The organism is Stenotrophomonas sp. LARHCG68 (assembly GCF_052871705.1).
Genome location: NZ_JBIXJV010000001.1, coordinates 112,372 through 136,551, shown reverse-complemented (window position 1 = coordinate 136,551; position 24,180 = coordinate 112,372). Strand labels below are relative to the sequence as shown.

Annotated in this window: 22 protein-coding genes; 15 read left to right on the top strand and 7 right to left on the bottom strand. The window is 68.6% G+C overall.

Features of this window, described 5'->3' with window-relative positions:
* Positions 1 to 118: 118 nt before the first annotated feature.
* From ACIPR8_RS00560 to ACIPR8_RS00540, 5 genes are all read left to right on the top strand, one after another.
* A complete protein-coding gene (locus tag ACIPR8_RS00560; protein ID WP_132865853.1) occupies positions 119 to 1,066 on the top strand; it encodes a UDP-glucuronic acid decarboxylase family protein in 948 nt (315 codons plus the stop codon).
* Entirely contained in the window at positions 1,063 to 1,971 is a 909-nt protein-coding gene (locus ACIPR8_RS00555; protein ID WP_446539833.1) for a glycosyltransferase family 2 protein, read from the top strand. Before ACIPR8_RS00560 ends, ACIPR8_RS00555 begins: the two co-directional genes overlap by 4 nt.
* Positions 1,972 to 2,151: 180 nt before the next feature.
* Positions 2,152 to 3,375: an O-antigen ligase family protein gene (locus ACIPR8_RS00550; RefSeq protein ID WP_446539832.1), complete on the top strand. Its 1,224-nt coding sequence runs from the start codon at positions 2,152 to 2,154 to the stop codon at positions 3,373 to 3,375.
* The gene (locus ACIPR8_RS00545) at positions 3,372 to 4,211 is read left to right on the top strand and encodes a glycosyltransferase family 2 protein (RefSeq protein WP_446539831.1); all 840 of its coding nucleotides are present in this window, start codon (positions 3,372 to 3,374) and stop codon (positions 4,209 to 4,211) included. Before ACIPR8_RS00550 ends, ACIPR8_RS00545 begins: the two co-directional genes overlap by 4 nt.
* 23 nt (positions 4,212 to 4,234) lie before the next feature.
* Positions 4,235 to 5,356 carry a glycosyltransferase family 4 protein gene (locus tag ACIPR8_RS00540; RefSeq protein ID WP_446539830.1) on the top strand — a complete coding sequence of 374 codons (1,122 nt, stop codon included), beginning with the start codon at positions 4,235 to 4,237 and terminating at the stop codon, positions 5,354 to 5,356.
* Here ACIPR8_RS00540 and ACIPR8_RS00535 read toward each other — a convergent pair.
* The 4 genes from ACIPR8_RS00535 to def form a co-directional block, all read right to left on the bottom strand.
* Complete coding sequence (locus ACIPR8_RS00535; RefSeq protein WP_446539829.1) at positions 5,329 to 7,044, bottom strand: ArnT family glycosyltransferase; 1,716 nt, start codon at positions 7,042 to 7,044, stop codon at positions 5,329 to 5,331. The two genes, ACIPR8_RS00540 and ACIPR8_RS00535, sit on opposite strands and share 28 nt — an antisense overlap.
* Positions 7,045 to 7,064: 20 nt before the next feature.
* The gene (gene rsmB, locus ACIPR8_RS00530) at positions 7,065 to 8,408 is read right to left on the bottom strand and encodes a 16S rRNA (cytosine(967)-C(5))-methyltransferase RsmB (RefSeq protein ID WP_446539828.1); all 1,344 of its coding nucleotides are present in this window, start codon (positions 8,406 to 8,408) and stop codon (positions 7,065 to 7,067) included.
* Between the two features lie 4 nt (positions 8,409 to 8,412).
* A complete protein-coding gene (gene fmt / locus ACIPR8_RS00525; RefSeq protein WP_446539827.1) occupies positions 8,413 to 9,336 on the bottom strand; it encodes a methionyl-tRNA formyltransferase in 924 nt (307 codons plus the stop codon).
* Between the two features lie 113 nt (positions 9,337 to 9,449).
* Positions 9,450 to 9,965 carry a peptide deformylase gene (def, locus tag ACIPR8_RS00520; RefSeq protein ID WP_132865861.1) on the bottom strand — a complete coding sequence of 172 codons (516 nt, stop codon included), beginning with the start codon at positions 9,963 to 9,965 and terminating at the stop codon, positions 9,450 to 9,452.
* A gap of 129 nt (positions 9,966 to 10,094) precedes the next feature.
* On the opposite strand from def, the gene ACIPR8_RS00515 reads away from it, so the two are divergent.
* The 9 genes from ACIPR8_RS00515 (at position 10,095) to ACIPR8_RS00475 (ending at position 19,506) form a co-directional block, all read left to right on the top strand.
* Positions 10,095 to 11,219 carry a LysM peptidoglycan-binding domain-containing protein gene (locus ACIPR8_RS00515; RefSeq protein ID WP_446539826.1) on the top strand — a complete coding sequence of 375 codons (1,125 nt, stop codon included), beginning with the start codon at positions 10,095 to 10,097 and terminating at the stop codon, positions 11,217 to 11,219.
* Positions 11,220 to 11,296: 77 nt separating this feature from the next.
* On the top strand, positions 11,297 to 12,445 hold the full coding sequence (dprA, locus tag ACIPR8_RS00510; protein ID WP_192287831.1) for a DNA-processing protein DprA: 1,149 nt from the start codon (positions 11,297 to 11,299) through the stop codon (positions 12,443 to 12,445).
* 45 nt (positions 12,446 to 12,490) lie between these two features.
* Positions 12,491 to 12,964 carry a DUF494 family protein gene (locus tag ACIPR8_RS00505; RefSeq protein ID WP_132865864.1) on the top strand — a complete coding sequence of 158 codons (474 nt, stop codon included), beginning with the start codon at positions 12,491 to 12,493 and terminating at the stop codon, positions 12,962 to 12,964.
* A gap of 36 nt (positions 12,965 to 13,000) precedes the next feature.
* Positions 13,001 to 13,738: a GYF domain-containing protein gene (locus tag ACIPR8_RS00500; protein WP_446539825.1), complete on the top strand. Its 738-nt coding sequence runs from the start codon at positions 13,001 to 13,003 to the stop codon at positions 13,736 to 13,738.
* 30 nt (positions 13,739 to 13,768) lie between these two features.
* Entirely contained in the window at positions 13,769 to 14,695 is a 927-nt protein-coding gene (locus ACIPR8_RS00495) for an RDD family protein (protein WP_446539824.1), read from the top strand.
* 186 nt (positions 14,696 to 14,881) lie between these two features.
* On the top strand, positions 14,882 to 17,389 hold the full coding sequence (locus ACIPR8_RS00490; RefSeq protein WP_446539823.1) for a DNA topoisomerase I: 2,508 nt from the start codon (positions 14,882 to 14,884) through the stop codon (positions 17,387 to 17,389).
* Between the two features lie 121 nt (positions 17,390 to 17,510).
* Positions 17,511 to 18,071: a Sua5/YciO/YrdC/YwlC family protein gene (locus ACIPR8_RS00485; RefSeq protein ID WP_132865868.1), complete on the top strand. Its 561-nt coding sequence runs from the start codon at positions 17,511 to 17,513 to the stop codon at positions 18,069 to 18,071.
* A gap of 152 nt (positions 18,072 to 18,223) precedes the next feature.
* The gene (locus tag ACIPR8_RS00480) at positions 18,224 to 18,871 is read left to right on the top strand and encodes a DUF4124 domain-containing protein (protein ID WP_192287835.1); all 648 of its coding nucleotides are present in this window, start codon (positions 18,224 to 18,226) and stop codon (positions 18,869 to 18,871) included.
* Positions 18,871 to 19,506: a DUF4124 domain-containing protein gene (locus ACIPR8_RS00475; protein WP_446539822.1), complete on the top strand. Its 636-nt coding sequence runs from the start codon at positions 18,871 to 18,873 to the stop codon at positions 19,504 to 19,506. The genes ACIPR8_RS00480 and ACIPR8_RS00475 overlap by 1 nt, the downstream gene beginning before the upstream one ends.
* Here the strand turns inward: ACIPR8_RS00475 and ACIPR8_RS00470 are convergent.
* A complete protein-coding gene (locus ACIPR8_RS00470) occupies positions 19,494 to 20,270 on the bottom strand; it encodes an SDR family oxidoreductase (protein ID WP_132865871.1) in 777 nt (258 codons plus the stop codon). The two genes, ACIPR8_RS00475 and ACIPR8_RS00470, sit on opposite strands and share 13 nt — an antisense overlap.
* A 91-nt stretch (positions 20,271 to 20,361) precedes the next feature.
* On the opposite strand from ACIPR8_RS00470, the gene ACIPR8_RS00465 reads away from it, so the two are divergent.
* Positions 20,362 to 20,592 carry a hypothetical protein gene (locus ACIPR8_RS00465; RefSeq protein ID WP_323439011.1) on the top strand — a complete coding sequence of 77 codons (231 nt, stop codon included), beginning with the start codon at positions 20,362 to 20,364 and terminating at the stop codon, positions 20,590 to 20,592.
* A gap of 156 nt (positions 20,593 to 20,748) precedes the next feature.
* Here ACIPR8_RS00465 and sppA read toward each other — a convergent pair whose 3' ends face one another.
* Together sppA and ACIPR8_RS00455 are read right to left on the bottom strand one after the other, a co-directional pair.
* Positions 20,749 to 22,659 carry a signal peptide peptidase SppA gene (sppA, locus tag ACIPR8_RS00460; RefSeq protein WP_192287839.1) on the bottom strand — a complete coding sequence of 637 codons (1,911 nt, stop codon included), beginning with the start codon at positions 22,657 to 22,659 and terminating at the stop codon, positions 20,749 to 20,751.
* A gap of 69 nt (positions 22,660 to 22,728) precedes the next feature.
* Positions 22,729 to 24,093 (bottom strand): MATE family efflux transporter, encoded by a 1,365-nt coding sequence (locus ACIPR8_RS00455; RefSeq protein ID WP_446539821.1) that lies wholly within the window; start codon positions 24,091 to 24,093, stop codon positions 22,729 to 22,731.
* Positions 24,094 to 24,180: the final 87 nt, after the last annotated feature.

The window sequence follows — 24,180 nt, the reverse complement described above, 5'->3', positions numbered from 1 at the left end:
ATGAACGGCCGCGTTTCCTGCCGCGTACGGCGGCTCGACCGGATGCAACCGTGACAAAATGATGCGCCGGCCCTGCTCCCGTGGCGGGGCCTGTCTTTTTCCTCTCTGGGATCGTTCCATGCAAAGAATTCTGGTCACCGGCGGCGCCGGCTTCCTGGGCTCGCACCTGTGCGACCGACTGATCCGGGACGGCCACGACGTCCTGTGCGTGGACAACTATTTCACCGGCAGCAAGCGCAACATCGCGCACCTGATCGGCCACCCGTCCTTCGAACTGATGCGCCATGACGTCACCTTCCCGCTGTACGTGGAGGTGGACCGCATCTTCAACCTGGCCTGCCCGGCCTCGCCGGTGCATTACCAGCACGACCCGGTGCAGACCACCAAGACCAGCGTGCACGGGGCGATCAACATGCTCGGCCTGGCCAAACGCGTGAACGCGCGCATCCTGCAGGCCTCCACCAGCGAGGTCTACGGCGACCCGGAAGTGCACCCGCAGCAGGAAGGCTACTGGGGCCGGGTCAACCCGATCGGCATCCGCAGCTGCTACGACGAGGGCAAGCGCTGCGCCGAGACGCTGTTCTTCGACTACCACCGCCAGCACGCGCTGGACATCAAGGTGGTGCGCATCTTCAACACCTACGGCCCGCGCATGCACCCCAATGACGGGCGCGTGGTCAGCAACTTCATCGTGCAGGCGCTGCGCGGCCAGGACATCACCATCTACGGCGATGGCCAGCAGACGCGCAGCTTCTGCTACGTCGATGACCTGCTCGAGGCCATGACCCGGATGATGGACACCGAGGCCGGCTTCACCGGCCCGATCAACATCGGCAACCCCGGCGAGTTCACCATGCTCGAACTGGCCGAGAAGGTGCTGCAGCTGGTCGGCGGCCGCTCGCAGCTGGTGTTCCAGCCGCTGCCTTCGGACGACCCGCGCCAGCGCCAGCCGGACATCACGCTGGCCCGCGAGAAGCTGGGCTGGGAGCCCAAGGTCGCGCTGGAAGACGGCCTGAAGGAAACCATCGCCTACTTCCGCACCCTGCTGGCCGAGGACCGGGCATGACCCGCTTGGCGGTCGTCATCACCAACTACAACTATGCGCGCTTCGTGGTCGAGGCCATCGAAGGCGTGCTCGCCCAGACCCGTCCGGCCGCACAGATCCTGGTCGTGGACGATGGTTCCAGCGATGGCTCGCAGGCGCTGCTGCAGGAGCGCTACGGCGCGCATCCGGCGATCACCCTGCTGTTCGGCCAGAACGGTGGGCAGCTGGCGGCGTTCCAGCGCGGCGTGGCCGCCGCCGACGCGGACGTGATCTGCTTCCTCGACGCCGACGATCGCTGGGAGCCCACCTACCTGGAGCAGATCGGCGCGGTCTACGACCAGCGCAAGGACGTCGGCTTCGTGTTCTCCGACATCGCGCTGTTCGGCAACGAGAACGGCCGCATCGGCTTCGCCGGGCGCGCGCTGGACCTGGGCTACACCGCGATCAGCACCTACGCGCTCACCTACTGGTACGGCGCGCCGACCTCGGCGCTGTCACTGCGCACCCGTTATGCCCGCCAGTGCATGGACCTGCCTCCCCAGGTCAGTGCCACGTGGCGGCTGTCGGCCGACAACTGCCTGGTGTTCGGCGCCAGCCTGTTCGGCGCCCGCAAGTACTTCCTGCCCACCGGGCAAGTCGGCTATCGCATCCATGGTGACAACGGCTGGTGGGCCAAGCAGGACCGCAACACCGTCTTCCACGGCCTGCTGCAGTCGCGCGGCCTGATCCACCACTACGCCCGCGCCGCCGGCCTGGACGACTCCTGCCTGGAGCTGGCCAAGCTGGAGTACCGCACCAAGCCAGACCCCGACTGGGCCGAGGCACGGCGCTACATCGACCTGTGCTGGCGGGCCCGGTTGCCCTGGTGGAAACGCCTGGAGCGGATCCTGAGCATCGTCCGCAGCCGCAAGCGCGGCAAGGGCTGAACCGGACTGCGGGAATGAGGCTGAACGTTCGTTCGGGGCGTTCATCAAAGACCCGCTTGGCTTCCCTTACCCTTTGCGTCCCCTCCGCCCGCCCCAGCGCCCCGAGGTGACGGCCCTGCGGCATCGAATCCCTTGCGGACCGGGGATTGCGGCGCACGCCCTGCCCACCACCGTTTGCACATGACGCCCGACCTGAAACCGCCACTCTCCACCGTCGACCTGTCCTCCCCCGGGGAGCCAACTGCACCGCGCTGGCGCAACCTGCTGTTCGTGGGGTTGCTGGTGGTGATCGCCGGCATGAGCTTCCTGCCGGCCGGGCCGTCGTTCAATCCGGGCAAGCCGTTCCAGTACCTGGCCGCCCTGACGCTGTACCTGCCGGCCTTGATCATCGCCATCGCCCGCCCGAGCCGCTTCCTGGATTTCGTGCGGCGTCCGTTGATGCCCGTGCTGCTGTTGCTGTTCGCCTGGGCCCTGCTGAGCCTGTCGTGGAGCAATGCGAAGCGTCCGCACGATGAATTCCTGCGCCTGCTGACGGTGTGCCTGTTCCTGTTCGGCTGCACCCTGGCGGTCGGCCGCGACGTGGTACGCCAGCGCGCCCTGCTGGCCTTCGGCGCCGGTATCCTGGCGGTGTCCGCGGTCGCGGCGATGGTGCACTTCGCGATCAAGCCCACGGTCGACAACCGCCTGGTCGGGTTCGGGGTGATGGCCAACGCCAACCTGTTCGGCGCCGCGATGGCCGCCGGCATCCTGTGGCTGTGGCCATGGCGCTGGGAGACGCGCAATCGCCGCCTGCTGAAATGGCTGGCCATGGGCGTCATGGCGACCGCGCTGATCCTCACCTTCTCACGCGGCGCGATGCTCGCGCTGGCCTTCAGCCTGTTCGTGCTGCTGGTCGTCCGGCACCGGGACCGTGCGCCGCAGCGGCTGCTGCTGCTGATCGCCGTGGGGTTGGGCATCGCCATCCCGGCCTACCCGGAACTGGCCGAACGCGGCCTGTCACTGCGGCCACAGCTGTTCGCCCATGCCATGGAACTGTTCCAGCAGCATCCGTGGCTCGGCCTCGGCCTGGGCGCCGACTTCACGCTGCCGGTGATCGGTGGCAACGGGCAGTACCAGGTCCACACCCACAACCTGTTCACCCAGTTGGCCGTCGAACTGGGCATCCCCGGCGTGCTGCTGTGGTCGGCGGTCTGGCTGGGCCTGGGCTGGCGTGCCTGGCAACGGCGTGACGTTGCCACCGGCCGGGTCGTGCTGGGTCTGTGGCTGTTCGCCACGGTCACGGTGCAATTCGACCTGCCCCACCTGATCGACAGCCCGCGACCCGGTTGGCTGATTCTCTGGCTACCCCTGGCACTGAGCCTGTCGTTACCATCGTCCGGGTCCAAACCGTCCGGGCCTGCATGAAAATCTCGCTGGTGATCCTCACCTACAACTGGCCCGCAGCGCTGGACCGCGTGCTGGAAAGCGTCGCCGGCCAGCGCCGGATGCCGGACGAGGTGCTCATCGCCGATGACGGTTCCGGCGCGGCCACGGCCGACGTCGTGCGGCGTTGGCAGGAACGGCTGCCGGTGCCACTGCGGCACATCTGGCAGCAGGACCAGGGCTTTCGTGCGGCACGCTGCCGCAACCTGGGCATCGCCGCCAGCCAGGGCGACTACGTGGTCCTGCTCGACGGCGACATGCTGCTGCACCGTGATTTCATCGCCGACCACGCGGCCTTCGCCGAACCCGGCTTCTTCCTGCAGGGCGGACGCCTGAAGGCCAGTGCTGCTGAAACCGAACGATTGCTGGCGGGGGGCCGGCCGACGTTCGCGCCGTGGATGGACGCCGACTTCCACGAGTTCGATGGCACCCGTCGCCTGTACGCCTTCCGCCAGCCGTTGCTGGCGCGCTGGAAAGCGCGTGCCCGCAACGGCGGCCGGGTCATGAGCTGCAACATGAGTTTCTGGCGCGCAGACCTGCTGCAGGTCAACGGTTTTGACGAACGCATGGAAGGCTATGGCGCCGAGGACCGCGAGCTGGCGGCCCGCCTGGAGAACACCGGGCTGCGCCGACGTGGCCTGAAGTGGGCGGCGCTGGCCGTCCATTTGTGGCATAACTCACGGGCGCCCCCGGACGTGGATGACATGACGTTGCCGAACAACCGCCTGTTCCATGCCACGCGTACGCAGAAGCTCACCCGCTGCACGCAGGGCATCGACACCCACTCTGCTGCACCGCCGGCCCCCCGGATCGGCTGACCGCCCTTCCACCCCCACCCCCCATGAAATTGCTCTTCACCAACTTCCACAGCGGCAGCGGCGGTGGCCACACCACCTATACCCGCGAATTGGCCGGCGCGCTTGCCGCCCGGCACGAGGTGCATGTGGCCGCACCGGGCGGCAGCACGCTGCTGGCCCAGGCCAGTGCCCTGCCCGGCGTGCAGGTGCTGGCGCAGCCGTTCCCCAATGGCCTGCGCCGCATCCGCCAGCGGCTGCACGCGGTGCGGCAGCTGCGCGGTTACCTGCGCCGGCACCGCTTCGACGTCGTCCACGTCAACGGCTCGGCCGACCACCGCATCACCCTGGCCGCCCTGCGCGGCATCAGCCCGCGCCCGCGCGTGGTGCTGACCAAGCACAACACCAAGCCCATGCGCGGACCGCAGCACGTCTGGCGCGCACGCTGGCATACCGACAAGGTCATCGCGGTATGCGAATACGTGCGCCGGCAACTGGAATCCACGCCGTACCGCGTGTGCCATCCGCAGACCGTCTACAACGGCGTGGACACCGTCCACTTCCAGCCCTGGCCACAGGATGCAGCCGCCGCGCAGCGACGCGCGCTGGGAATCGCCGACGATGCGCTGCTGGTCGGCAGCAACGCCGGCACCGCCGGCTACAAGGGCTGGACCGACCTGGTCGCCGCGCTGCAGTTGCTGCCGGCGGCAGAACGCGAACGCATCCATGTGGTCCTGGCCGGGCATCCCCCTTCCGCCGCCCAGCAAGCGGTCATCGACGCCGCCGGGCTGCAGGCGCAGTTCCATTTCCCCGGCCTGCTCGCCGACGTGCGGCCGGTGATCGCCACCTTCGATGCCGGCTTCGTGCTTTCCCACGACGTGGAAACCATCTCCTTCGCCTGCCGCGAGATGATGGCCATGGGCAAGCCGGTGATGGTCACCGACTATGCCGGCCTGGCGGAGAACATCCATCCCGGCGAAGACGGCTGGGTGGTCCCCGTCCATGGTCACGCGGCCATGGCCGCCACCCTGCGCACGATGCTGGAAGACCGCTCGCACCTGCTGCGCATGGGTGCCGCGGCACGGGCACATGCCGCCGCCGAGTTCGGGCTGGAACGCTTCGTCACTGCCACCGAAGCAATCTACCGGGAACTGCTCTCCGCCGGCTGAGGCGCCGCGCGCTCGGCCTCGCTCCGGCACGGCCCACGCACCGCCGTGGCCGGCACCAGCCACCACCCCCGGCCACTCAGGCTGCCAACGTGCTGGCTGCGACCGCGGTCGATGCAGGCCAGTGCGGCCTCGTCCTGCACCAGCAGCCAGCGGTGCGACGGCGCGGACTGCTGCCAGGCCACGCCGGCCCGCAGCTGCTCCGGCCACGGCCGCAGGAAACCGAAATTGACCACCGGCCGGTCGGCCATCAGCAGGTTCTGTTCCTTCCAGGCAACCAGCCCCAGCTCGACATCGGGCCCGAGGCGCCGCCCGACCTCACGCATCAGCCCTCGTCCGGAGCTGGAGTCGGTGATCAGCGGGTTGACCACCACTCCCTGCAGCACCCACACCAGCGCGAGCAGCGAAGCCAGCACCTGCGCCGGCCAGCGTCGGCCCCAGCGCCACAGTGCCGCGGCTCCCCAGAAGCCCATCACCAGCACCGCGATGCCGATCATCCGCGCCGCCGCCACCGACAACTCACGGCGCTCCAGCAAACCCTGCACGCGCTCGCTGCCCTCGCCCAGCAACACGCCGGCACCGGCCACCAGCAGCACCAGCGTCAACGTCGCGGTGAACAGCAGCACCAGCGCACGCACGCCGGCCTTGCGTAACAAGCCGGGCAACAGCGGCGCCAATGCCAGGCAGAACACCGGCAACGCCGGCAGGATGTAAACGTCACGCTTGCCGCTGGGAATGGAGAAGAACACCACCACCAGCAACCACCAGCCCAGCAGCAACAGGTAACGCGGGTCATGTCGCCGCAGCCGGCGCCACCAGGCCGGCAGCGCCCAGGGCAAGGCCAGCATGGCCGGCATCCACAGCGTCAGCATCACCCCGAGGTGGTACCACGGTGGATTGTGGTGGTCCCAGGACGCGGTGTAGCGACCTGCGGTCTGGCGGAACAGGATTTCGTGCAGGTAGGCATGCCGCCCGGGGTCAGCACTGCCCATCACCGCGGCCAGCAGCGGCCCCAACCACAACGACAGGGCCAGGACGAAGGCCAGCGGCCCCAGCCAAAAGCGCGGATTGGCCACATGCAGCATCGGCCGACGCCAGCCCATCGCCACGCAAAGCACCGCCGGCACCAGCATCGCCAGCGCCAGCATGCCCACGCCCTTGGTGATCACGCCCAGTCCGGCGGCGAACCAGCCGATCGTCCACCACCGCCAGTCCGGCCCGCGCAGCAGGTGCCGCAGCAGGCCGTAGTTGGCCAGGGTGATGAACAACAGCAGCAGCGCATCGATCTGCGCCTTGCGTGCCTGGAAGGTGAACTGCAGCGTGAACAGCAGCAACCAGGCCGCATACAGGCCGACCCGCCGGGTCCACAGGCGCCGGCCCAGGTCATGGACGCAGGCCAGCGTGCCCAGCGCCGCCAGCAACGAAGGCAGCAGGAAGGCCACGCGCCAGTCGCGCAGCAGCAGGTAGAAGCCGCCCTGCAACCACATCAGCATCGGCGGCTTGTCGCCATACAACTCGATGCCGCGATGGGGGAACAGCCACTGGCCGCTCTCCACCATCTGCCGTGCGACCAGCGCGAAACGCGGCTCGTCCGAGGGCCACGGATCCCGCAGGCCGAGGCCGGCGGCGAGCACCAGCACGGCGGTGATCGCCAGCAACCAGAATTCCCTGCGCGCCAGATCGTCCCTCATGGCGCCGGATGATAGCCAGCCTAGATGACGGCCAGCTTCACGATCCGGGCCTGGAAGAAACCATCGCCCCCCTGCTCCCCCGGCAGGCGCTGGCGGCCACCGCCATCGTCATGGCCGAACGTGTCGGGCAGTGCTTCCAGGCGTGCATCCGGCGTGCGCGCCAGGAACGCGGCGACCTGCTGGCTGTTCTCGCGGCGCAGGATCGAACAGGTCGCGTACAGCAGCACGCCACCGGGGCGCAGCACCTTCCACAGCGCATCGAGCAGGCGTGCCTGCAACGCAACCAGCGCGGTGATGTCCTCGGCGCGACGATGCAGCAGCACGTCGGGTTGGCGACGGATGATGCCGGTGGCCGAGCACGGGGCATCCAGCAGCACAGCATCGAACGGCGTGCCATCCCACCAGGCCGGGACATCGGCCGCATCCACCGCCTGGACCTGTGCCGCCGCGCCCACGCCGGTGCGGTTGAAGGTCTCGCGGATGCGCTGCAGACGCCGTGCATCCACGTCCAGCGCCAGCAGTTGCAGCGACGGGTCGCGTTCGAGCAGGTGCGCCGACTTGCCACCCGGTGCGGCGCAGGCATCGACCACGCGTGCCCCCACGGCAGGCGACAGGCCATCGGCCACCTGCTGCGCGGACAGGTCCTGCACCGACACCGCGCCCTGCGCGAAGCCCGGCAGGCTGGCCACCGGCACGGCCACCGGCAGACGGATCGCATCGGCGGCGGCCGGCTCGGCCAGTGCGTCGATGCCGGCGTCCTGCAGCAACGCCAGATAGGCGTCGCGGCTGTACTGCTGGCGGTTCACCCGCAGCCACAACGGTGCCGGCTGCAGGCTATGGGTGAGGATCTGCTCGACATGTGCCGGCCAATCCGCGCGGACCTGCTGCAACAGCCATTGCGGCCACGCATCCTCGGCGCGCGCGGTGCCGAAGCCCTCGCGCTGCGCGCGGCGCAACACCGCGTTGACCAACCCGGCCTGGCGCTCGCGGCCCAGGGCGCGCGCGGCATCCACCGTCGCCGACAACGCAGCGTGGGCGGGCAGCTGCAGCGCATCGAGCTGCGCGAAGCCGGCCACCAGCAACCCACGCAGGTCCGCTTCACGCGGGCCCAGCGGCTTCTGCAGCCATTGCCCGAGTGCACGCTCGTAAGCGAAACGGCGGCGCAATGCGGCAAAGCAGATCGCCTCCAGCAGGGCACGGTCGCGGCTGTCGTCCAGCTTCGGCAACGCCGTGGACAACTCGGCCTTGAGCGAACGACCCCGGACCAGCACCGCGGCCAACACCCTGGCCGCCTGCACGCGGGTCTGCACGCCGGGCTGGCGCGCGGCGCCCTTGCTGGCCGGCGCGGAAGACACAGCCGTCATCGCCTCACCCCTCGACCAGCAGGTCACGACGGGCGTTGAGGTAGTCGGCGGCGGTGATCGCCTTGCCGCCCTCACGCTGGACCACGCGCAGGCGCAATGCACCCTGGCCACAGGCGATGTCGATGCCTTCGCGGCTGGCCGCGATCACCGTGCCCGGGGCCTTGCCACGGTTGTCCTCGAGCGCCACCGCTCCATGGATGCGCACGCGCTCCCCGGCCAGGCTCGCCTCGGCGACCGGCCACGGATTGAACGCCCGCACGCGACGCGCCAGCGCGGCGGCGTCCTGGCTCCAGTCCAGCCGCGCCTGCGCCTTGTCCAGCTTGTGCGCGTAGGTGACGCCGGCGTCCGGCTGCGGGCGCGGGATCGGCTTGATGCCGGCGCGCAGCAGGCCCAGCCCATCGGACAGTACCTGCGCACCCAACTGCGCCAGGCGGTCATGCAACTGGCCGCCGGTATCGCTGTCGCTGATCGCGGTGGCCTGGTGCAGCAGCACCGGGCCGGTATCCAGGCCGGCCTCCATCTGCATCAGGCAGACCCCGGTTTCGGCATCCCCGGCCTCGATCGCACGCTGGATCGGCGCGGCACCGCGCCAGCGCGGCAGCAGCGAGGCGTGCACGTTCCAGCAGCCATGGGTCGGGATGGCCAGCACGGCCTTGGGCAGGATCAGCCCGTAGGCCACCACGATCATCAGGTCCGGCTGCAGCGCGCGCAGCTGCGCCTGGGCCTCGGGGGTCTTCAGCGTTTCCGGCTGGAACACCGGGATGCCGCGGGCAATGGCGTCGAGCTTGACCGGCGACGGCATCAACCCGCGGCCACGCCCGGCCGGGCGATCGGGCTGGGTGTAGACCGCGACCACTTCATGGTGGCGCGCGGCGGCCCCCAGCGAGGCGACGGCGAACTCCGGCGTACCGGCAAAAACGATTCTCATGGCGTGGCAACTCCCGGAAAGGACGACGGCGCCGAAGGGCGGCGCCGTGCGATGCGGGGGCCGGTCACGGCACCCGCTGGGGGCGACCCGGGCATGCCGGACCGCCGTTCAACTCAGGCAACGTGCTTGCGCTGCTTGGCCAGCTTCTTGCGCACCATCTCGCGCTTGAGCGGCGAGAGGTAGTCGATGAACAGCTTGCCGTCCAGGTGGTCCATCTCGTGCTGGATGCAGGTGGCCAGCAGGCCATCGGCGGCCAGCTCCTGCGGCTTGCCCTCGCGGTCGAGGAAGCGCACGACGATCTCGTCGGCGCGGGTCACGTCGGCGTAGATGCCCGGCACCGACAGGCAGCCTTCCTGGTAGACCCGGCCACCGTCGCTGGCGCTGACGATCTGCGGGTTGATGAACACCATCGGCGCGTTCCGCTCCTCGCTCACGTCGATGACCATGAAGCGCTTGTGCACGTCCACCTGGCTGGCCGCCAGCCCGATGCCGGGGGCTTCGTACATGGTCTGGAACATGTCGTCGAGCAGCTGCTGGAAGACCGGCGTGGTCACCTCGGCGGCCTCGATCAGAGCCGCCTTGGTCCGCAGCCGCGGATCAGGAAATTCGAGAATGGGCAGGAGGGCCATGGGGGGTCACCGAAAAAGGAATGCCGCGCAATCCGGCAAGATGTCCCAATTCTACCGCTTGCGCTTGCCCGCTGCTCCCGTTTCTGCAATATAGTGCGCCAACCTGTTGGGGAATCAGGCATCTCAATCATGCTGAAACACATCCGTACGGTCGCCGCCGTCGCGTTGCTGACCGTTACAACCTATGCCGTGGGCGTGGAACTGAATGGTTCCCATCCCGACACCTATGTGGTGAAGAAGGGCGACACGCTGTGGGACATCTCCGCGCGTTTCCTGAAGAAGCCGTGGCTTTGGCCGGAAATCTGGCAGGCCAATCCCCAGGTCAAGAATCCCCACCTGATCTACCCGGGCGACGTGTTGAGCCTGGCCTACCTGGACCGCGTCACCGCACAGCCGGGGCCGCGCCAGGAAGCGCCGATCAACGCCGTGCCGCTGGCGGACGTGGAACCGTTCCTGAAGAACCTGAACGTCGTCGACAGCTTCAAGGAGCTGCCGTACGTGGTCGGCCTGGAAGACAACCGCCTGCGCGCCACCACCGGCCAGCAGGCCTATGTGCTGGGCCTGCAGGGCGCCCAGTCCGGACAGCGCTACATGGTGGTCCGCCCGACCGTGCAGTACGGGCAGCCCAAGCCCAGCAGCGACCTCAACCTGCGGGGCGACACCACCGCCGGCATGGGCAACCTCTGGAAGGAGTTCATTCCCACCAGTGACCGGGATGAGTTCCTGGGCTATGAGCTGGCCAAGGTCAACGTGGGCACGCTGACCCAGGTCGGCGCAGATGCCACCCAGGCCTCGATCCTGCGCCTGGAAGACAGCGGTCGCGAAGTCCGCGCCGGTGACCGCCTGGTCCCGGTGCAGGCCAACCCGTACGACCTGCAGTTCATCCCGCACGCGCCGGCCACCCAGCCGGCTCCGGGCCACCTGCGCGTGCTGGCCGTCACCGACACCTTCACCTCCGGTGGCCCGCGTGACGTCATCGCCATTTCCGGCGGCGCCCGTGACGGCATCGACAACGGCACCGTGTTCTCGATCTGGCGCAGCGGCAGCCACGTCAATGATCGCGTGACCGGCATGCCGACCTCGCGCAAGGATGACGCACTCAAGGCCGGCGGCAACCGCGTGTCGCTGCCGGACGAGTACGCCGCCCACGCCATGGTGTTCCGCACCTTCGACAAGGTCAGCTACGCGCTGATCATGGAAGGCACCAAGCCGGCGAAGGTGGGTTACGAGCTCAAGCATCCGGACGCGCAGTAAGCGCTGCGCCCAATCCTGATGTGATGCAACGACGGCGCCCGAGGGCGCCGTCGCTGTTTTGGCGGCAGGCTGGGGAGATGACCTCTCCCCGCCCCGCGCCGGCCACGCCGGTCGACATCGATGCACTGCTCGCGCTGCTGCTGGCCGGCGGCCCGAGTGCCCCCTTGCGCACGCTGCTCGCCCGCTGCGGCGATGCCGCCGCGGTGTTGTCCGCCGATGCATCGACCTGGCGCGAGGCCGGCTGCACGCCCGAGCAATGCCATGCCCTCCGCCACCCCGATCCCGCCCGGCACGACCGCGCGCGGGCATGGCTGGCGTCCCCCGGCCACCACCTGATCGGCTGGACCTGTCCCGACTACCCGCCGCTGCTGCGTGACAGCCCCCATCCGCCGCTGGCGGTCTTCGTCGATGGCGATCCGAGCGTGCTCTGGCAACCGGCCATCGCCGTGGTCGGCAGCCGCATCCCCAGCGCTGGCGGCCGGGACAATGCCCGCGACTTCGCCACCGCCCTGCTCGGCCATGGCCTGACCATCGCCAGCGGGCTGGCCGCCGGCATCGATGCGGCCGCACACCGCGCCGCACTGGCCCTGCCGGGGCCAACCTATGCCGTGATCGGCACCGGCCCGGACCTGGCCTACCCGCGCCACCACCGGGAACTGCAGGCGCAGGTGGCTCGCCAGGGGGCCGTGCTCAGCGAGTACCCGCCCGGCACCGCCCCGCGCAGCGGCCAGTTCCCCGCCCGCAACCGGCTGCTGGCGGCCCTGGCCCTGGGCACGGTGGTGATCGAAGCGGCCGAGCGTTCCGGCGCGCTGATCACCGCCCGCCTGGCCGCCGAGGCCGGGCGCGAGACCTTCGCCGTGCCCGGTTCCATCCACAACCCGATGGCGCGCGGCTGCCACCGCCTGATCCGTGACGGTGCCACATTGGTGACACACGCCGACGACATTCTTGAAGGCGTGGCCAATATGGCCGGCGAACTGGCCCAAGCCTTGCAAAACCGGCTGTCGACCCCCACCTCAGCTGCGCCGGAGACGCCACGTCCGGCACCCGCCCTGCCGGATCCCGACTACCAGCGCTTGTGGAATGCCCTGGGGTTCGACCCAACCGGTATGGATTTACTGATCGAACGCACTGGATTGACGGCCGCCAGCCTGTCCTCCATGCTGCTGGTCATGGAACTGGAAGGGAGAGTGTCGTCCGAACACGGTCGCTACACCCGCACCTGAGGGTTCCTTCACCTCCACAGCGCCGACTGGCGCAGGCCGAGGGCAATGAAAGAGAGCATCCTGGACGTCCTGCTGTATCTGTTTGAACACTATTTCAGCGAGGATGCCGATCTCATCAGAGACCGCGATTCGCTGCAGAACGGCCTGATCCAGGCCGGTTTCAGCCCCACCGAGATCAACAAGGCCTTCGACTGGCTCGATGCCTTGGCAGAACAGCGCCCGGCCGTGGCCCAGGCCCGGGTGAAGGGGCCGGTGCGCGTTTTCCACGGCCCGGAACTGGACAAGCTGGACGTGGAAGGCCGCGGCTTCCTGCTGTTCCTCGAGCAGCACGGCATCCTGGACGCCGACCAGCGCGAGCTGGTGCTGGACCGCGCGATGGCGCTGGACCAGGACGAGCTGGACCTGGACGACCTCAAGTGGGTCGTGCTGATGGTGCTGTTCAACCAGCCGGGCGCCGAAGCGGCCTATGCCTGGATGGAAACCCAGATGTTCGTCGACGAACCCGAACCCCTGCACTGAGCCCAACGGCATGCAGGGACGCATGAGGAGACCCGCGTGAGCCAGTGGTTCTACGCCGAGGGCAACCGCGAACGGCGCGGACCACTGCCAGCGGAAAACATCGTCGAGCTGTTCCGCTCCGGGCGCATCGCCGCCGATACCCTGGTCTGGCGCGAAGGTGCCGAGCACTGGCAACCCCTGCAGGCATTCGCCGCCGAACTGGGGCTGCCGGACGTGTCCGGACCGGCTGTGCCGGTACCGCCGGCCCTGCCCGACCTTCCCGCACCACCCCCGCCGGCGGTACAGCACGTCCACGTCGCGGTTCCCAACCCGCCACCGGCCGCGGTCCGGCAGGGCCTGTCCGGCTGCGCCATCGTCGGCATCATCGTTGCCGTGGTCGGCGTGATCCTGCTGGCCGTGCTTGCCATCCTGGCCGCCATCGCCTATCCCCAGTACCGCGAGTACACCTTGCGCAGCGAGACCTCCATGGTGCAGGCGCAACTGGTCGCCCTGAAGGGGGAAGTGTCGGCCTTCGCCAGCGAGCACGAACGCTGCCCGGTCAACGGCGATGCCGGCTTTGGCAGCCCGGAAAGCTACGAGGACGGCACGATCGCCGAGGTCCGCATCGGCCGCTTCGACGGCGGCCATTGCGGGCTGGAAGCCCGCCTGCAGGCCCCCGGCACGCCGCAACTTGACAGCAAAGCGATCTGGCTCGACTACGATACGCAGACCGCCACCTGGAAATGTCGTTCGGACGTGGCGGACAACTACCTGCCGACCGATTGCCGCAGCTGAGCGGCGCGGCCTGAAACTTTGGGGAATGAGATGAGTGAGTGGTACTACGCTGATGCCCAGCGCGAGCGGCACGGGCCGATCGACGCCGATGTGATCCGCAGCAAGTTCAACCAGGGCGAGCTGAACCTTGAGACCCTGGCCTGGCGCGAGGGCATGGCGCAGTGGCAACCGCTGTCGGCCCTGGCCGACGAGCTGCAGCTGCTGGCCCAGGCCAGCCCCGGCATCGACCTGCGCGCGGACTACAGCGCCATCGAGAACGGCACCGCGCCGTTGCCCGCCGCCGCCACGGCCAGCACCGATGGCTACTCGCCCTATTCGGCCCCCAGCAGCACCGTCAGCGGCGGCGCGGCACCGGTGCAGGGCGGCGAAGTGGTCTATGCCGGCTTCTGGAAGCGCGTGGCCGCGTACTGCATCGACAGCGTGATCGTGGGCATGGTCGGCGGCGTGATCGCGATGGTGATCGGCATGGTGCTGGGCATCGGCATGGCCGGGCTGGGCGACAGCAACGCCGCCGGCGTCGGCATGATCATGGTGCAGTTGCTGACCAACCTCATTTCGATGGCGATCTCGGCCGCCTACTACGCCGGCTTCCATGCCTCGGCCGGCATGGCCACGCTGGGCAAGATGGCGGTGGGCATCAAGGTGGTGCGCCTCAATGGCGACCGGATGACCCTGGCCCGCGCCATCGGCCGCTACTTCGCCACCATCCTCAGTGCCCTGACCCTGTGCATCGGCTACGTGATGGCCGCCTTCACCGAGCGCAAGCAGGGCCTGCATGACATGATCTGCGACACCCTGGTGGTCGACAAATGGGCCTTCACCGACCATCCGGAATGGCAGCAGCGCGGCCTGGGCACGGTGACCATCGTGATCCTGTCGATCTTCGGCCTGCTGTTGCTGGTGGGCGTGGTGGCGATCATCGCGGTGATCGGCATCGCCGCCTCCAACTTCAGCTGACCGACCCCGGGGCCGCTTGACAAGAGCGGCCCCGGCGTGATTCCACTATAAAGACAAAGCTGAACGCCCGGGCGCCAACCCGGGCGTCGATTTATGCAGATCGGCCACACCGGCTTCACTATCGTGCCGGTTTACGCCACCCTAGCGCCCCCAACCGGGGCGTTCTCCCCCCAAGAAAGTACTGACATGCCCAAGCACCTGCTCATCGTCGAATCGCCGGCCAAGGCCAAGACGATCAACAAATACCTCGGCAAGGACTTCACCGTCCTGGCCTCGTATGGGCATGTGCGTGACCTGGTCCCCAAGGAGGGCGCGGTCGACCCGGACAACGGGTTCGCCATGCGCTACGACCTGATCGAGAAGAACGAGAAGCACGTCGAGGCGATCGCCAAGGCCGCCAAGGGCGCCGACGACATCTTCCTGGCAACCGACCCGGACCGCGAAGGTGAGGCGATCAGCTGGCATATTGCCGAGATCCTCAAGGAACGTGGCCTGTCCGACGGCAAGCCGATGCAGCGCGTGGTGTTCACCGAGATCACCCCGCGCGCCATCAAGGAAGCCATGACCCAGCCGCGCGCCATCGCCGCGGACCTGGTCGATGCGCAGCAGGCACGCCGCGCGCTGGACTACCTGGTCGGCTTCAACCTGTCGCCGGTGCTGTGGCGCAAGGTGCAGCGCGGGCTGTCCGCCGGCCGCGTGCAGAGCCCGGCGCTGCGCATGATCGTCGAGCGCGAGGAGGAGATCGAAGCCTTCATCGCCCGCGAGTACTGGAGCATCGAGGCCGAGTGCGCGCATCCCTCGCAGCACTTCAACGCCCGCCTGATCAAGCTGGACGGGCAGAAGTTCGAGCAGTTCACCGTCACCGACGGCGACACCGCCGAAGCCGCGCGCCTGCGCATCCAGCAGGCCGCCCAAGGGGCGCTGCATGTCACCGACGTGGCCAGCAAGGAGCGCAAGCGCCGCCCGGCCGCGCCGTTCACCACCTCCACCCTGCAGCAGGAAGCCTCGCGCAAGCTCGGCTTCACCACCCGCAAGACCATGCAGGTTGCGCAGAAGCTGTACGAAGGCGTGGCCATCGGCGACGAGGGCACGGTCGGCCTGATCTCGTACATGCGTACCGACTCGGTGAACCTGTCGCAGGACGCGCTGGCCGAGATCCGTGACGTGATCGCCCGCGACTACGGCACCAGTTCGCTGCCGGACAAGCCCAACGTCTACACCACCAAGAGCAAGAACGCCCAGGAAGCGCACGAAGCGGTGCGCCCGACCTCGGCGCTTCGCACCCCGGCGCAGGTCGGCAAGTACCTGACCGACGACGAACGCAAGCTCTACGAACTGATCTGGAAGCGCGCCGTCGCCTGCCAGATGATCCCGGCCACGCTCAATACCGTCAGCGTCGACCTGGCCGCCGGCAGCGAGCATGTGTTCCGCGCCAGTGGCACCACCGTGGTGGTGCCCGGCTTCCTGGCCGTGTACGAGGAAGGCAAGGACAGCAAGAACGCCGAGGACGAGGACGAAGGCCGCAAGCTGCCGGCGATGAAGCCCGGCGACCGTGTGCCGCTGGACCGCATCCTGGCCGAACAGCACTTCACCCAACCGCCGCCGCGCTACACCGAAGCGGCGCTGGTCAAGGCGCTCGAGGAATACGGCATCGGCCGTCCGTCGACCTACGCCTCGATCATCCAGACCCTGCTGTTCCGCAAGTACACCGAAATGGAAGGCCGCAGCTTCAAGCCGACCGACGTCGGCCGCGCGGTCAGCAAGTTCCTGTCCAGCCACTTCACCCGCTACGTCGATTACGACTTCACCGCCAAGCTCGAGGACGAGCTGGATGCGGTGTCGCGTGGCGAGGAGGAGTGGGTGCCGCTGATGGAACGCTTCTGGGGCCCGTTCAAGGAGCTGGTCAGCGACAAGAGCGAGTCACTGGACCGCACCGACGCCGGCAGCGCCCGCGTGCTCGGCGTGGACCCGGTCAGCGGCAAGGATGTCAGCGCGCGTATCGGCCGCTTCGGCCCGATGGTGCAGATCGGTACCGTCGATGACGAGGAAAAGCCCAAGTTCGCCTCGCTGCAGCCGGGCCAGAGCATCTATTCGATCTCGCTGGAAGAGGCGTTGAAGCTGTTCGACATGCCGCGCAAGCTCGGCGCCGACGCCAACGGCGAGGAAGTGAGCGTGGGCATCGGCCGCTTCGGCCCGTTCGCCAAGCGCGGCAGCACCTATGCCTCGCTGAAGAAGGAAGACGACCCGTACAAGATCGACCTGGCCCGTGCCGTCTTCCTGATCGAGGAGAAGGAAGAGATCGCGCGCAACCGCATCATCAAGGAGTTCGAGGGCTCGGACATCCAGGTACTGAACGGTCGCTTCGGCCCGTACATCAGCGACGGCAAGCTCAACGGCAAGATCCCGAAGGACCGCGAGCCGGCCTCGTTGACCCTGGCCGAAGTGCAGCAGCTGATGGCCGAGACCGGCAAGCCGGTGCGCAAGGGCTTTGGTGCCAAGAAGGCCGCGACCAAGAAGGCGGCGGCAAAGAAGACCACCGTCAAGAAAGAAGCCGCGCCGAAGAAGGCCGCTGCCGGCAAGGCGCCGGCAAAGAAGGCTGCGACCAAGAAGACCGCCACCAAGAAGGCGGTCAAGAAAGCCGTCGCCAAGAAGACCGTGAAGAAGGCTGCCGCCGACGACGCGCCGCCGTTCTGAGGGCGACTACCCCCTGCCGCGCCGGCAGGAGGATAATCGTCCGCTCCCGTGTCAGGCCGCCTTCGGGCGGCCTGCTGCATTTGAAGCCCACGCAGCCCGCGCCGGGTTGGATGCCATCGCCATGATTGAACTTGATCTGCACAACGTCGTCCCGGTCCTGCAGGCCGGTGGCGTGATCACCTACCCGACCGAAGCGGTGTGGGGGCTGGGCTGCGACCCCGGCAACGCGCAGGCGGTGTTGAAGCTGCTGTCACTCAAACAGCGTCCGGTCGAGAAGGGCATGATCCTGGTCGCCGCCGACCCGGCGCAGCTGGAAGGCTGGGTGCAGCTGGATGCCTTGGCCGCCGAACGCCGCCAGGCGGTACTGGACAGTTGGCCCGGTGCCAATACCTGGATCGTCCCGGCCGGCCCGCGCGCGCCGCGCTGGATCACCGGCGCCCACACCGGCATCGCGGTGCGGGTCAGCGCGCACCCGCTGGTGCAGGCGCTGTGCACTGCCTGGGGCGGGCCGCTGGTATCGACCAGCGCCAACCTGGCCGGCGAACCGCCGGCACGCAGCCGCGAGCAGCTGGACCCGGCCCTGCTCCAGCACCTGGACGGCCTGCTCGACGGTGCCACCGGCGGCTTGGCCCAACCGACCCGCATCCGCGTGGCCGCCACCGGCGACGTCCTGCGCGATTGAGGCACGCAGGAGCGCCCTCGGGCGCGAAGCCGACAACGGCGACCTCCTTCTTCACGCATCACCGGGCGGCCGGCAATCCCGCGATGGACACGGCACCGGCTTCGCTCCCAAGGGCGCTCCTGCCGGGGGCATGTGCGTGGCACCATGTCGGCATGCGCGCCTGCCTGCTCCTGCTGGTTCCCCTGCTCCTGCTGCCCTCGCCGGCATGGGCGGTCGATCCGCCACCAAGCGATGGCGTGCGCATCTACCGCTGCGTGGGCGCCAATGGCGCGGTCTCGCTGCAGGATGCACCGTGCACGCAGGCGCACCGGCAGCAGGTGCTGGACATGGTCCGGCCCAAGGATCCCCCACCACGCCCGGCCAGCCCCGCTCCCCCACCCGCCCCGGTGGTCGAGCGCGAAGTGCGGGTGGTGACCGTGCAGCCGCCACAACCGATGTACGAATGCGTCACCGCCGAAGGCGAGCGCTATACCAGCGACAGCGCGGAGGGAAACCCGCGCTGGGTGCCGACCTGGACCTACGGCTACCTGCCGCATGGGCACGGTCCGCGCCCGCCCGGTGGTCACCCGCATCCGGGAGGCATCCCGGCCCGCCCGGGCGTGATCATCCCCGGCGGCTCGGTGCTGGTGCGCGACAGCTGCCATGCACTGCCGCAACAGGAAGTCTGCGCACGCCTGCGTGACAGCCGCTGGGACCTGGTCCGCCGCTACAACAGCGCGCTGCAGAGCGAGCGCCAGCGGCTGGTGCGCGAGCAGCGCGGCATCGAGGCACGCCTCAACCAGGACTGCGGGGGCTGGTGATGCGCTGGGGCCTGGCCATGCTGCTGTGCCTGGCACTGCCGGCCGCCGCCGGAGACGTGGTGTTCTACCGCTGCACCGATGCCAGCGGTGCACTCACGGTGCAGAACATGCCCTGTCCCAAGGGCACGCAGCAGAGCACGCGGGTGATGCAGGCGGTGGGCACGCCGCCACCGATGCCCGTGCCCGCCGCGGCACCGATGCCTGCGGCCTCCCAGGCCGTGCAGGCCGGCCCGGCCCCCGTCGAGCGCTTGTACGCCGCCCCCGAAGAGCCTGCCGCTCCAGCGCCGGCTGCGGTGCCGGCCGAGCCGTTGCCGCCGCTGTTTGAATGCAAGCCACGTGGCGGCGAGGCGTACCTGAGCGAAACGCCGGAACCCCCGGCGCGCTGCGTGGCGATGCAGGTCACCGGCCTGGACGGCAACCCGCGCACCGGCGCCGGTGAAGCCTGCGAAGTCCTGCGCGACAGTTGCACACCGGTCGATCCCGCGCGGCATTGCGCGATGTGGCGCCAGCGTGTGCACGAGGCCAGGACCGCCTCGAACTTCACCGGCCTGGCGCAGGCCGAGGCACGCCGCCGCGAATACGAGCGCCTGCAGGCGCGGTTCGATGCCAGTGATTGCGCCGCTCAGAACCCGTAACGCAGGAAGCCGCCATCCACGGCGATGCACTCGCCGGTGATGTAGCTCGAGGCCGGCAGGCACAGGAAGCCCACCGCCGCGGCGACTTCCTCCGGCTCACCGATGCGCCGCATCGGGGTGCGCGCGATCACCTCGTCGTAGTAGTCCGGGTCGGACAGCGGGCCGGAAGTACGACGCGTGCGGATGTACCACGGCGCCACCGAGTTCACCCGGATGCCGTCCTCGGCCCACTCGCAGGCCAGGTTGCGGGTCATCTGCTGCATCGCCGCCTTGGTCATGCCGTAGACCACGCCGCTGCGCACGTGGGTGATGCCCGACACGCTGCCGACGTTGACGATGGCCGAGGACGCATGCCGGGTCAGCAACGGGTAGGCCGTGCGCGAGAGCTCGAAGGCGGAGAACAGGTTGTTCTCGAAGATGCCGCGCCATTCGTCCTCGGTGTAGTCGTTGGCCGGCCGGGTGATGTTGCCGCCGGCGTTGTTGACCAGCAGGTTCAGGCCGTCGCAATGGTCTTCGACCCAGTCGAGGATGGCATGGCGGTCCTCGTCGTCGGACACGTCGGCCGACAACCCGTGGATCCCGCGTTCGGGGAAGGCATCGGCCAGTTCATCACGCGCGGTTTCCAGCGCATCGGCATCACGGCCGACGATCAGCACGTCGGCACCGAAACCCAGCAGCTCACGGGCGATCGCCAGGCCGATGCCGGCACTGGCACCGGTCACCAGTGCGGTCTGTCCATCCAGTCGCCAACGCTGCGGGTTCATTGCGCTTCCTCTTGCTTGCTTGCGGCGCCACGGAAGGACGCTGCGGGGGGATGCGGCTAGGATAGCGGCCACAGCCCCGCGGAGCATGCCGATGAAATTTCTTTCCTGCCTGATGCTGCTGTCCCTGCTGACGCTGGCCGGTTGCGGCAAGCCGCAGCCACCGGAGACCGAGCGCCGCCCGGATCCCCAGGCCACGGCGATGCGCGATGCCATGGCCAAGCCGCTGGAAGAGGCCAAGGCGGCGCAGGCCGCGACCGAGCAGGCGACCAAGGCGCAGGATGCGGCATTGGATGCCGCCACCGGGGATGCCTCGCCGCAGTAAGGCGTGTGGGGCGCGCAGTGAAGCGCCGCTCCCCTTCGCTGCGCGAAAGGACGGGGGCAACGCGGGGCCGCCCTGCAAGCCGCCGCAAACCCGACCCCTCAAACGAACAACGCCGCCCCTCGGGCGGCGTTGTTCGATCCATCGCGGCGCTGGGGCTTACAGGCCGCAGAAGCAATAGGCCAGCGACTTCACCGGGGCACCGTTGCGATCCTTGACCGCGTCCTCGACGAAACGCAGCTGGGTGTCCAGTTCCGGCATCTGCCGGGCCAGCATCATCCGCGCGATGCCGGAATCGGCCAGCATCCACGCACCGGCGCGGCTGCCGGCGAAACCGGTCATGAACTGCGCGAACGGCGTGGCGCCCTTCTCGATGTAACGCACGCGGTACGCGTCGCCTTCACCGAGCTTGGCGCGGTTGGCGGCATCGGCGACGGCGGCCTTCAGGCCACCGAAGGCATCGACCAGGCCGCGCTCCTTGGCCTGCGCACCGCTCCACACGCGGCCACGCGCCACTTCGTCAACGGCCTCGACCGGCTTGTTGCGCGCCTGGGCGACCTTGCCGGTGAAATCGGCGTAGCCCTTGTTGATCACCGACTGGATCACCTGCCCCACGGCCGGGTCCATCGGACGGGTCACGTCGAACGCACCGGCGAAACGGGTGGTGCCCACGCCGTCGGTGTGCACGCCGATCTTGTCCAGGCTGCGCGCGAAGTTGGGGATCATGCCGAAGATGCCGATCGAGCCGGTGATGGTCGATTCGTCGGCGTAGATGCGGTCGGCGTTCATGCTGATCCAGTAACCACCGGAGGCCGCCATGTCGCCCATGGACACCACCACCGGCTTGCCGGCGGCCTTGAGCGCTTCCACTTCGCGGCGGATCTGCTCGGAGGCGAACACCTCGCCACCCGGCGAATCCACGCGCAGCACCACCGCCTTCACGTCGTCGTCGTCGCGCGCCTCGCGCAGCAGCGCCGAGGTCGACACGCCGCCGATGCGGCCGGCCGGCAGGTCGCCGCCGGCGATCTCGCCCTCGGCCACCACCACCGCCACCTGCGGACGCGAATCCACCGGCGAACGACGGGCGTCGACCTGGGTCAGGTAGTCGCTCAGGCCGATCTGGCGGAAGCCACCTTCGGCATCGCTGTCGGCGGCGCCACGCTCGGCCAGCAGCGCATCGACTTCCTCGCGCGTCTTCAGGCCATCAACCAGCTTCTGCTGCAGGGCGAAGCGGGCCAGGTCGCCTTCGACGGCGGCGATGCCTTCGGGCAGCGTGTCGATGCCGGCCGCCAGCTGCGCCGGGTCGAGCTTGCGCGCCTTGGCGATGTCGGCCAGGTAGCGTTGCCACACGTCGCTCATCCAGAACAGGTCCGCTTCCTTGGCCTGCGGCGAGGCCGCGTCCAGCACGTACGGCTCGGCGGCGGACTTGTACTCGCCCACCTTGAACAGGTGCACGTCCACGCCCAGCTTTTCCTGCAGGCCGGTACGGAAGTACTGGCGGTAGCGGCCGAGGCCTTCCAGCAGCAGGCTGCCCATCGGGTCGAGGTAGACCTCGTCGGCCTGCGCGGCCAGCAGGTACTGCGACTGGCTCATGTTCTCGCTGAAGGCCACGACCTGCTTGTTGGCCGCGCGCAGGTCCTGCAGCGCGTGGGTGACCTCGCGCATGGAGGCGAAGCCGCTGGGCTGGAGCTTGTCCAGGTTCAGCACCACGCGCTCGATCTTCTTGTCGTCCCTGGCCGCTTCGATGGCGCGGATCAGGTCGCGCAGCTGCAGTTCCTCGGCGTTGCTTTCACCCAGCGCCTTGGCCAGCGCGCGGCTGACCGGGTCGGTGCTGTACTGCTCGACCAGCCGGCCTTCCGGCGCGATCACCAGCGTGGTGCGGTCCTGCAGCACCTTCGCCGAGGAGGCGCCCTTGCCCAGGATCACCATGAACATCATCAGCGCCAGGAACAGCAGGCCGAAGAACAGCAGGTTGAGGATCAACCGGCGGGTGAAATTCATTACATCCCACAGACCCACGAAGAAGCTGGCGATGGGATTGCGACGCGGCAGGGGGGGAGGGGAGGACATGGACGCTCCGGAAGGGGCTGGTTGCAAGGCAGGATAACCACTACCGGCAAGGCCGGCATGGCCTTTAAGTCAGGGTGAAGCCTGGAGAATCAAGCGCTGGCTGCTCACCCGCAGGCGCCAGCCGAGCAGTATCGCGGCCACCGTCAGGCCCATGATCAGGCCCACCCACATGCCCTGCGGTCCCCAGCCCAGGCCCAGGCCGAAGCCCGCGCCCAGCGGCATGCCGATGCCCCAATAGGCCAGCATGGCGATGAACATCGGCACGCGCGTGTCCTTGAGCCCGCGCAGCGCGCCGGCCGACAGCACCTGGATGCCATCCGGGATCTGGAAGGTGGCCGCGTACAACAGCAACGTGGAAGCCAGCGCCGCCACCGCCAGGTCGTCGGTGTACAGGCGCACCACGGCGTTGTGGCCAAGCAGCAGCGCAGTGATCGACACCATCTGGGTGACCAGCACGATCGCATAGCCGGCCCAGGTCGCGCGGCGCACGCCCAACGGGTCGTTGCTGCCGACCGCGTGGCCCACGCGCACGGTGGTGGCCTCGGCCACGCCCATCGGGATCATGAAGCACAGCTGGGCGACGTTGATCGCGATCTGGTGCGCGCTGGCTTCCACCGCGCCGATGCGGCCGATCAGCAGCGCGGTGATGATGAACAAGCCGCCTTCCATCAGCACGGTGATGCCGATCGGCAGGCCGGTCCGCAACAGATCCCAGATCGCGCTCCAGCGCGGCAGTTCAAGGTGGCTGAAAAGTTCGAGGTGCGCGAAACGCTTGGTCAACGCCAGGTAGGTGGCGAAGCTCAGTGCCTGCACCCACATGGTCACCGACGAGGCGATGCCCAGCCCTTCGGCGCCCATCTCCGGGAAGCCGAACTTGCCATTGCACAGCGCGTAACCCAACGGCCCCAGCACCAGCAGGCCACCGAAGCCGATCAGCATGGTCGGCAAGGTCCAATGCATGCCCTCGCTGAGGTAGCGCATGCAGAAGTACAGGGTCAGCGCAGGCACGCCCCAACGGATGGCATGCAGGAAGTCGGTCGCCCCGGGCACGATTTCGGCCGCGATGCCGAACGCCGGCAGGAATGCCGGCACCACGCTCAGGAACAGGAACATCAACGCGCTCAGGCCCACGCCCAGCCACAACGCCTGGCGGAACAAGGTGCCGATCTCGCGCTCGCGGCCAGCGCCATGCAGCTGCGAGACCGACGCGGTCAACGAGATCAGGGTGCCGATCGGCACCAGCATCGGCAGCCACAGCAACGCCGTGCCGATGCTGACCGCGGCGAACGTGTCGGTGCCGTGGTGGCCGGCGATGGTGTTGTCGACGAAGGAGATCAGACCGGTGGAAACGTGGCCAAGCACCAGCGGCAAGGCGAGCAGACCGGTCGTCCGCACTTCATGCGAGAAGCGCGGCGTAGCGGGAGAACTGGACATAAAGCAGGAGACGCGGACTGCGGCCGGCGCAGGGAGTGCGCGGATGCCGGGTCGCGGAGTGTGCGTATTCTAGCGTGGTGATGGCGT

What these genes read in the sequence shown, in the direction of transcription:
- ACIPR8_RS00560 (WP_132865853.1), top strand. Translation starts at nt 119, where the DNA reads ATGCAAAGAATTCTGGTCACCGGCGGCGCCGGCTTCCTGGGCTCGCAC.
- ACIPR8_RS00555 (WP_446539833.1), top strand. Translation starts at nt 1,063, where the DNA reads ATGACCCGCTTGGCGGTCGTCATCACCAACTACAACTATGCGCGCTTC.
- ACIPR8_RS00550 (WP_446539832.1), top strand. Translation starts at nt 2,152, where the DNA reads ATGACGCCCGACCTGAAACCGCCACTCTCCACCGTCGACCTGTCCTCC.
- ACIPR8_RS00545 (WP_446539831.1), top strand. Translation starts at nt 3,372, where the DNA reads ATGAAAATCTCGCTGGTGATCCTCACCTACAACTGGCCCGCAGCGCTG.
- ACIPR8_RS00540 (WP_446539830.1), top strand. Translation starts at nt 4,235, where the DNA reads ATGAAATTGCTCTTCACCAACTTCCACAGCGGCAGCGGCGGTGGCCAC.
- ACIPR8_RS00535 (WP_446539829.1), bottom strand. Translation starts at nt 7,044, where the DNA reads ATGAGGGACGATCTGGCGCGCAGGGAATTCTGGTTGCTGGCGATCACC.
- rsmB (WP_446539828.1), bottom strand. Translation starts at nt 8,408, where the DNA reads ATGACGGCTGTGTCTTCCGCGCCGGCCAGCAAGGGCGCCGCGCGCCAG.
- fmt (WP_446539827.1), bottom strand. Translation starts at nt 9,336, where the DNA reads ATGAGAATCGTTTTTGCCGGTACGCCGGAGTTCGCCGTCGCCTCGCTG.
- def (WP_132865861.1), bottom strand. Translation starts at nt 9,965, where the DNA reads ATGGCCCTCCTGCCCATTCTCGAATTTCCTGATCCGCGGCTGCGGACC.
- ACIPR8_RS00515 (WP_446539826.1), top strand. Translation starts at nt 10,095, where the DNA reads ATGCTGAAACACATCCGTACGGTCGCCGCCGTCGCGTTGCTGACCGTT.
- dprA (WP_192287831.1), top strand. Translation starts at nt 11,297, where the DNA reads ATGACCTCTCCCCGCCCCGCGCCGGCCACGCCGGTCGACATCGATGCA.
- ACIPR8_RS00505 (WP_132865864.1), top strand. Translation starts at nt 12,491, where the DNA reads ATGAAAGAGAGCATCCTGGACGTCCTGCTGTATCTGTTTGAACACTAT.
- ACIPR8_RS00495 (WP_446539824.1), top strand. Translation starts at nt 13,769, where the DNA reads ATGAGTGAGTGGTACTACGCTGATGCCCAGCGCGAGCGGCACGGGCCG.
- ACIPR8_RS00490 (WP_446539823.1), top strand. Translation starts at nt 14,882, where the DNA reads ATGCCCAAGCACCTGCTCATCGTCGAATCGCCGGCCAAGGCCAAGACG.
- ACIPR8_RS00485 (WP_132865868.1), top strand. Translation starts at nt 17,511, where the DNA reads ATGATTGAACTTGATCTGCACAACGTCGTCCCGGTCCTGCAGGCCGGT.
- ACIPR8_RS00480 (WP_192287835.1), top strand. Translation starts at nt 18,224, where the DNA reads ATGCGCGCCTGCCTGCTCCTGCTGGTTCCCCTGCTCCTGCTGCCCTCG.
- ACIPR8_RS00475 (WP_446539822.1), top strand. Translation starts at nt 18,871, where the DNA reads ATGCGCTGGGGCCTGGCCATGCTGCTGTGCCTGGCACTGCCGGCCGCC.
- ACIPR8_RS00470 (WP_132865871.1), bottom strand. Translation starts at nt 20,270, where the DNA reads ATGAACCCGCAGCGTTGGCGACTGGATGGACAGACCGCACTGGTGACC.
- ACIPR8_RS00465 (WP_323439011.1), top strand. Translation starts at nt 20,362, where the DNA reads ATGAAATTTCTTTCCTGCCTGATGCTGCTGTCCCTGCTGACGCTGGCC.
- sppA (WP_192287839.1), bottom strand. Translation starts at nt 22,659, where the DNA reads ATGTCCTCCCCTCCCCCCCTGCCGCGTCGCAATCCCATCGCCAGCTTC.
- ACIPR8_RS00455 (WP_446539821.1), bottom strand. Translation starts at nt 24,093, where the DNA reads ATGTCCAGTTCTCCCGCTACGCCGCGCTTCTCGCATGAAGTGCGGACG.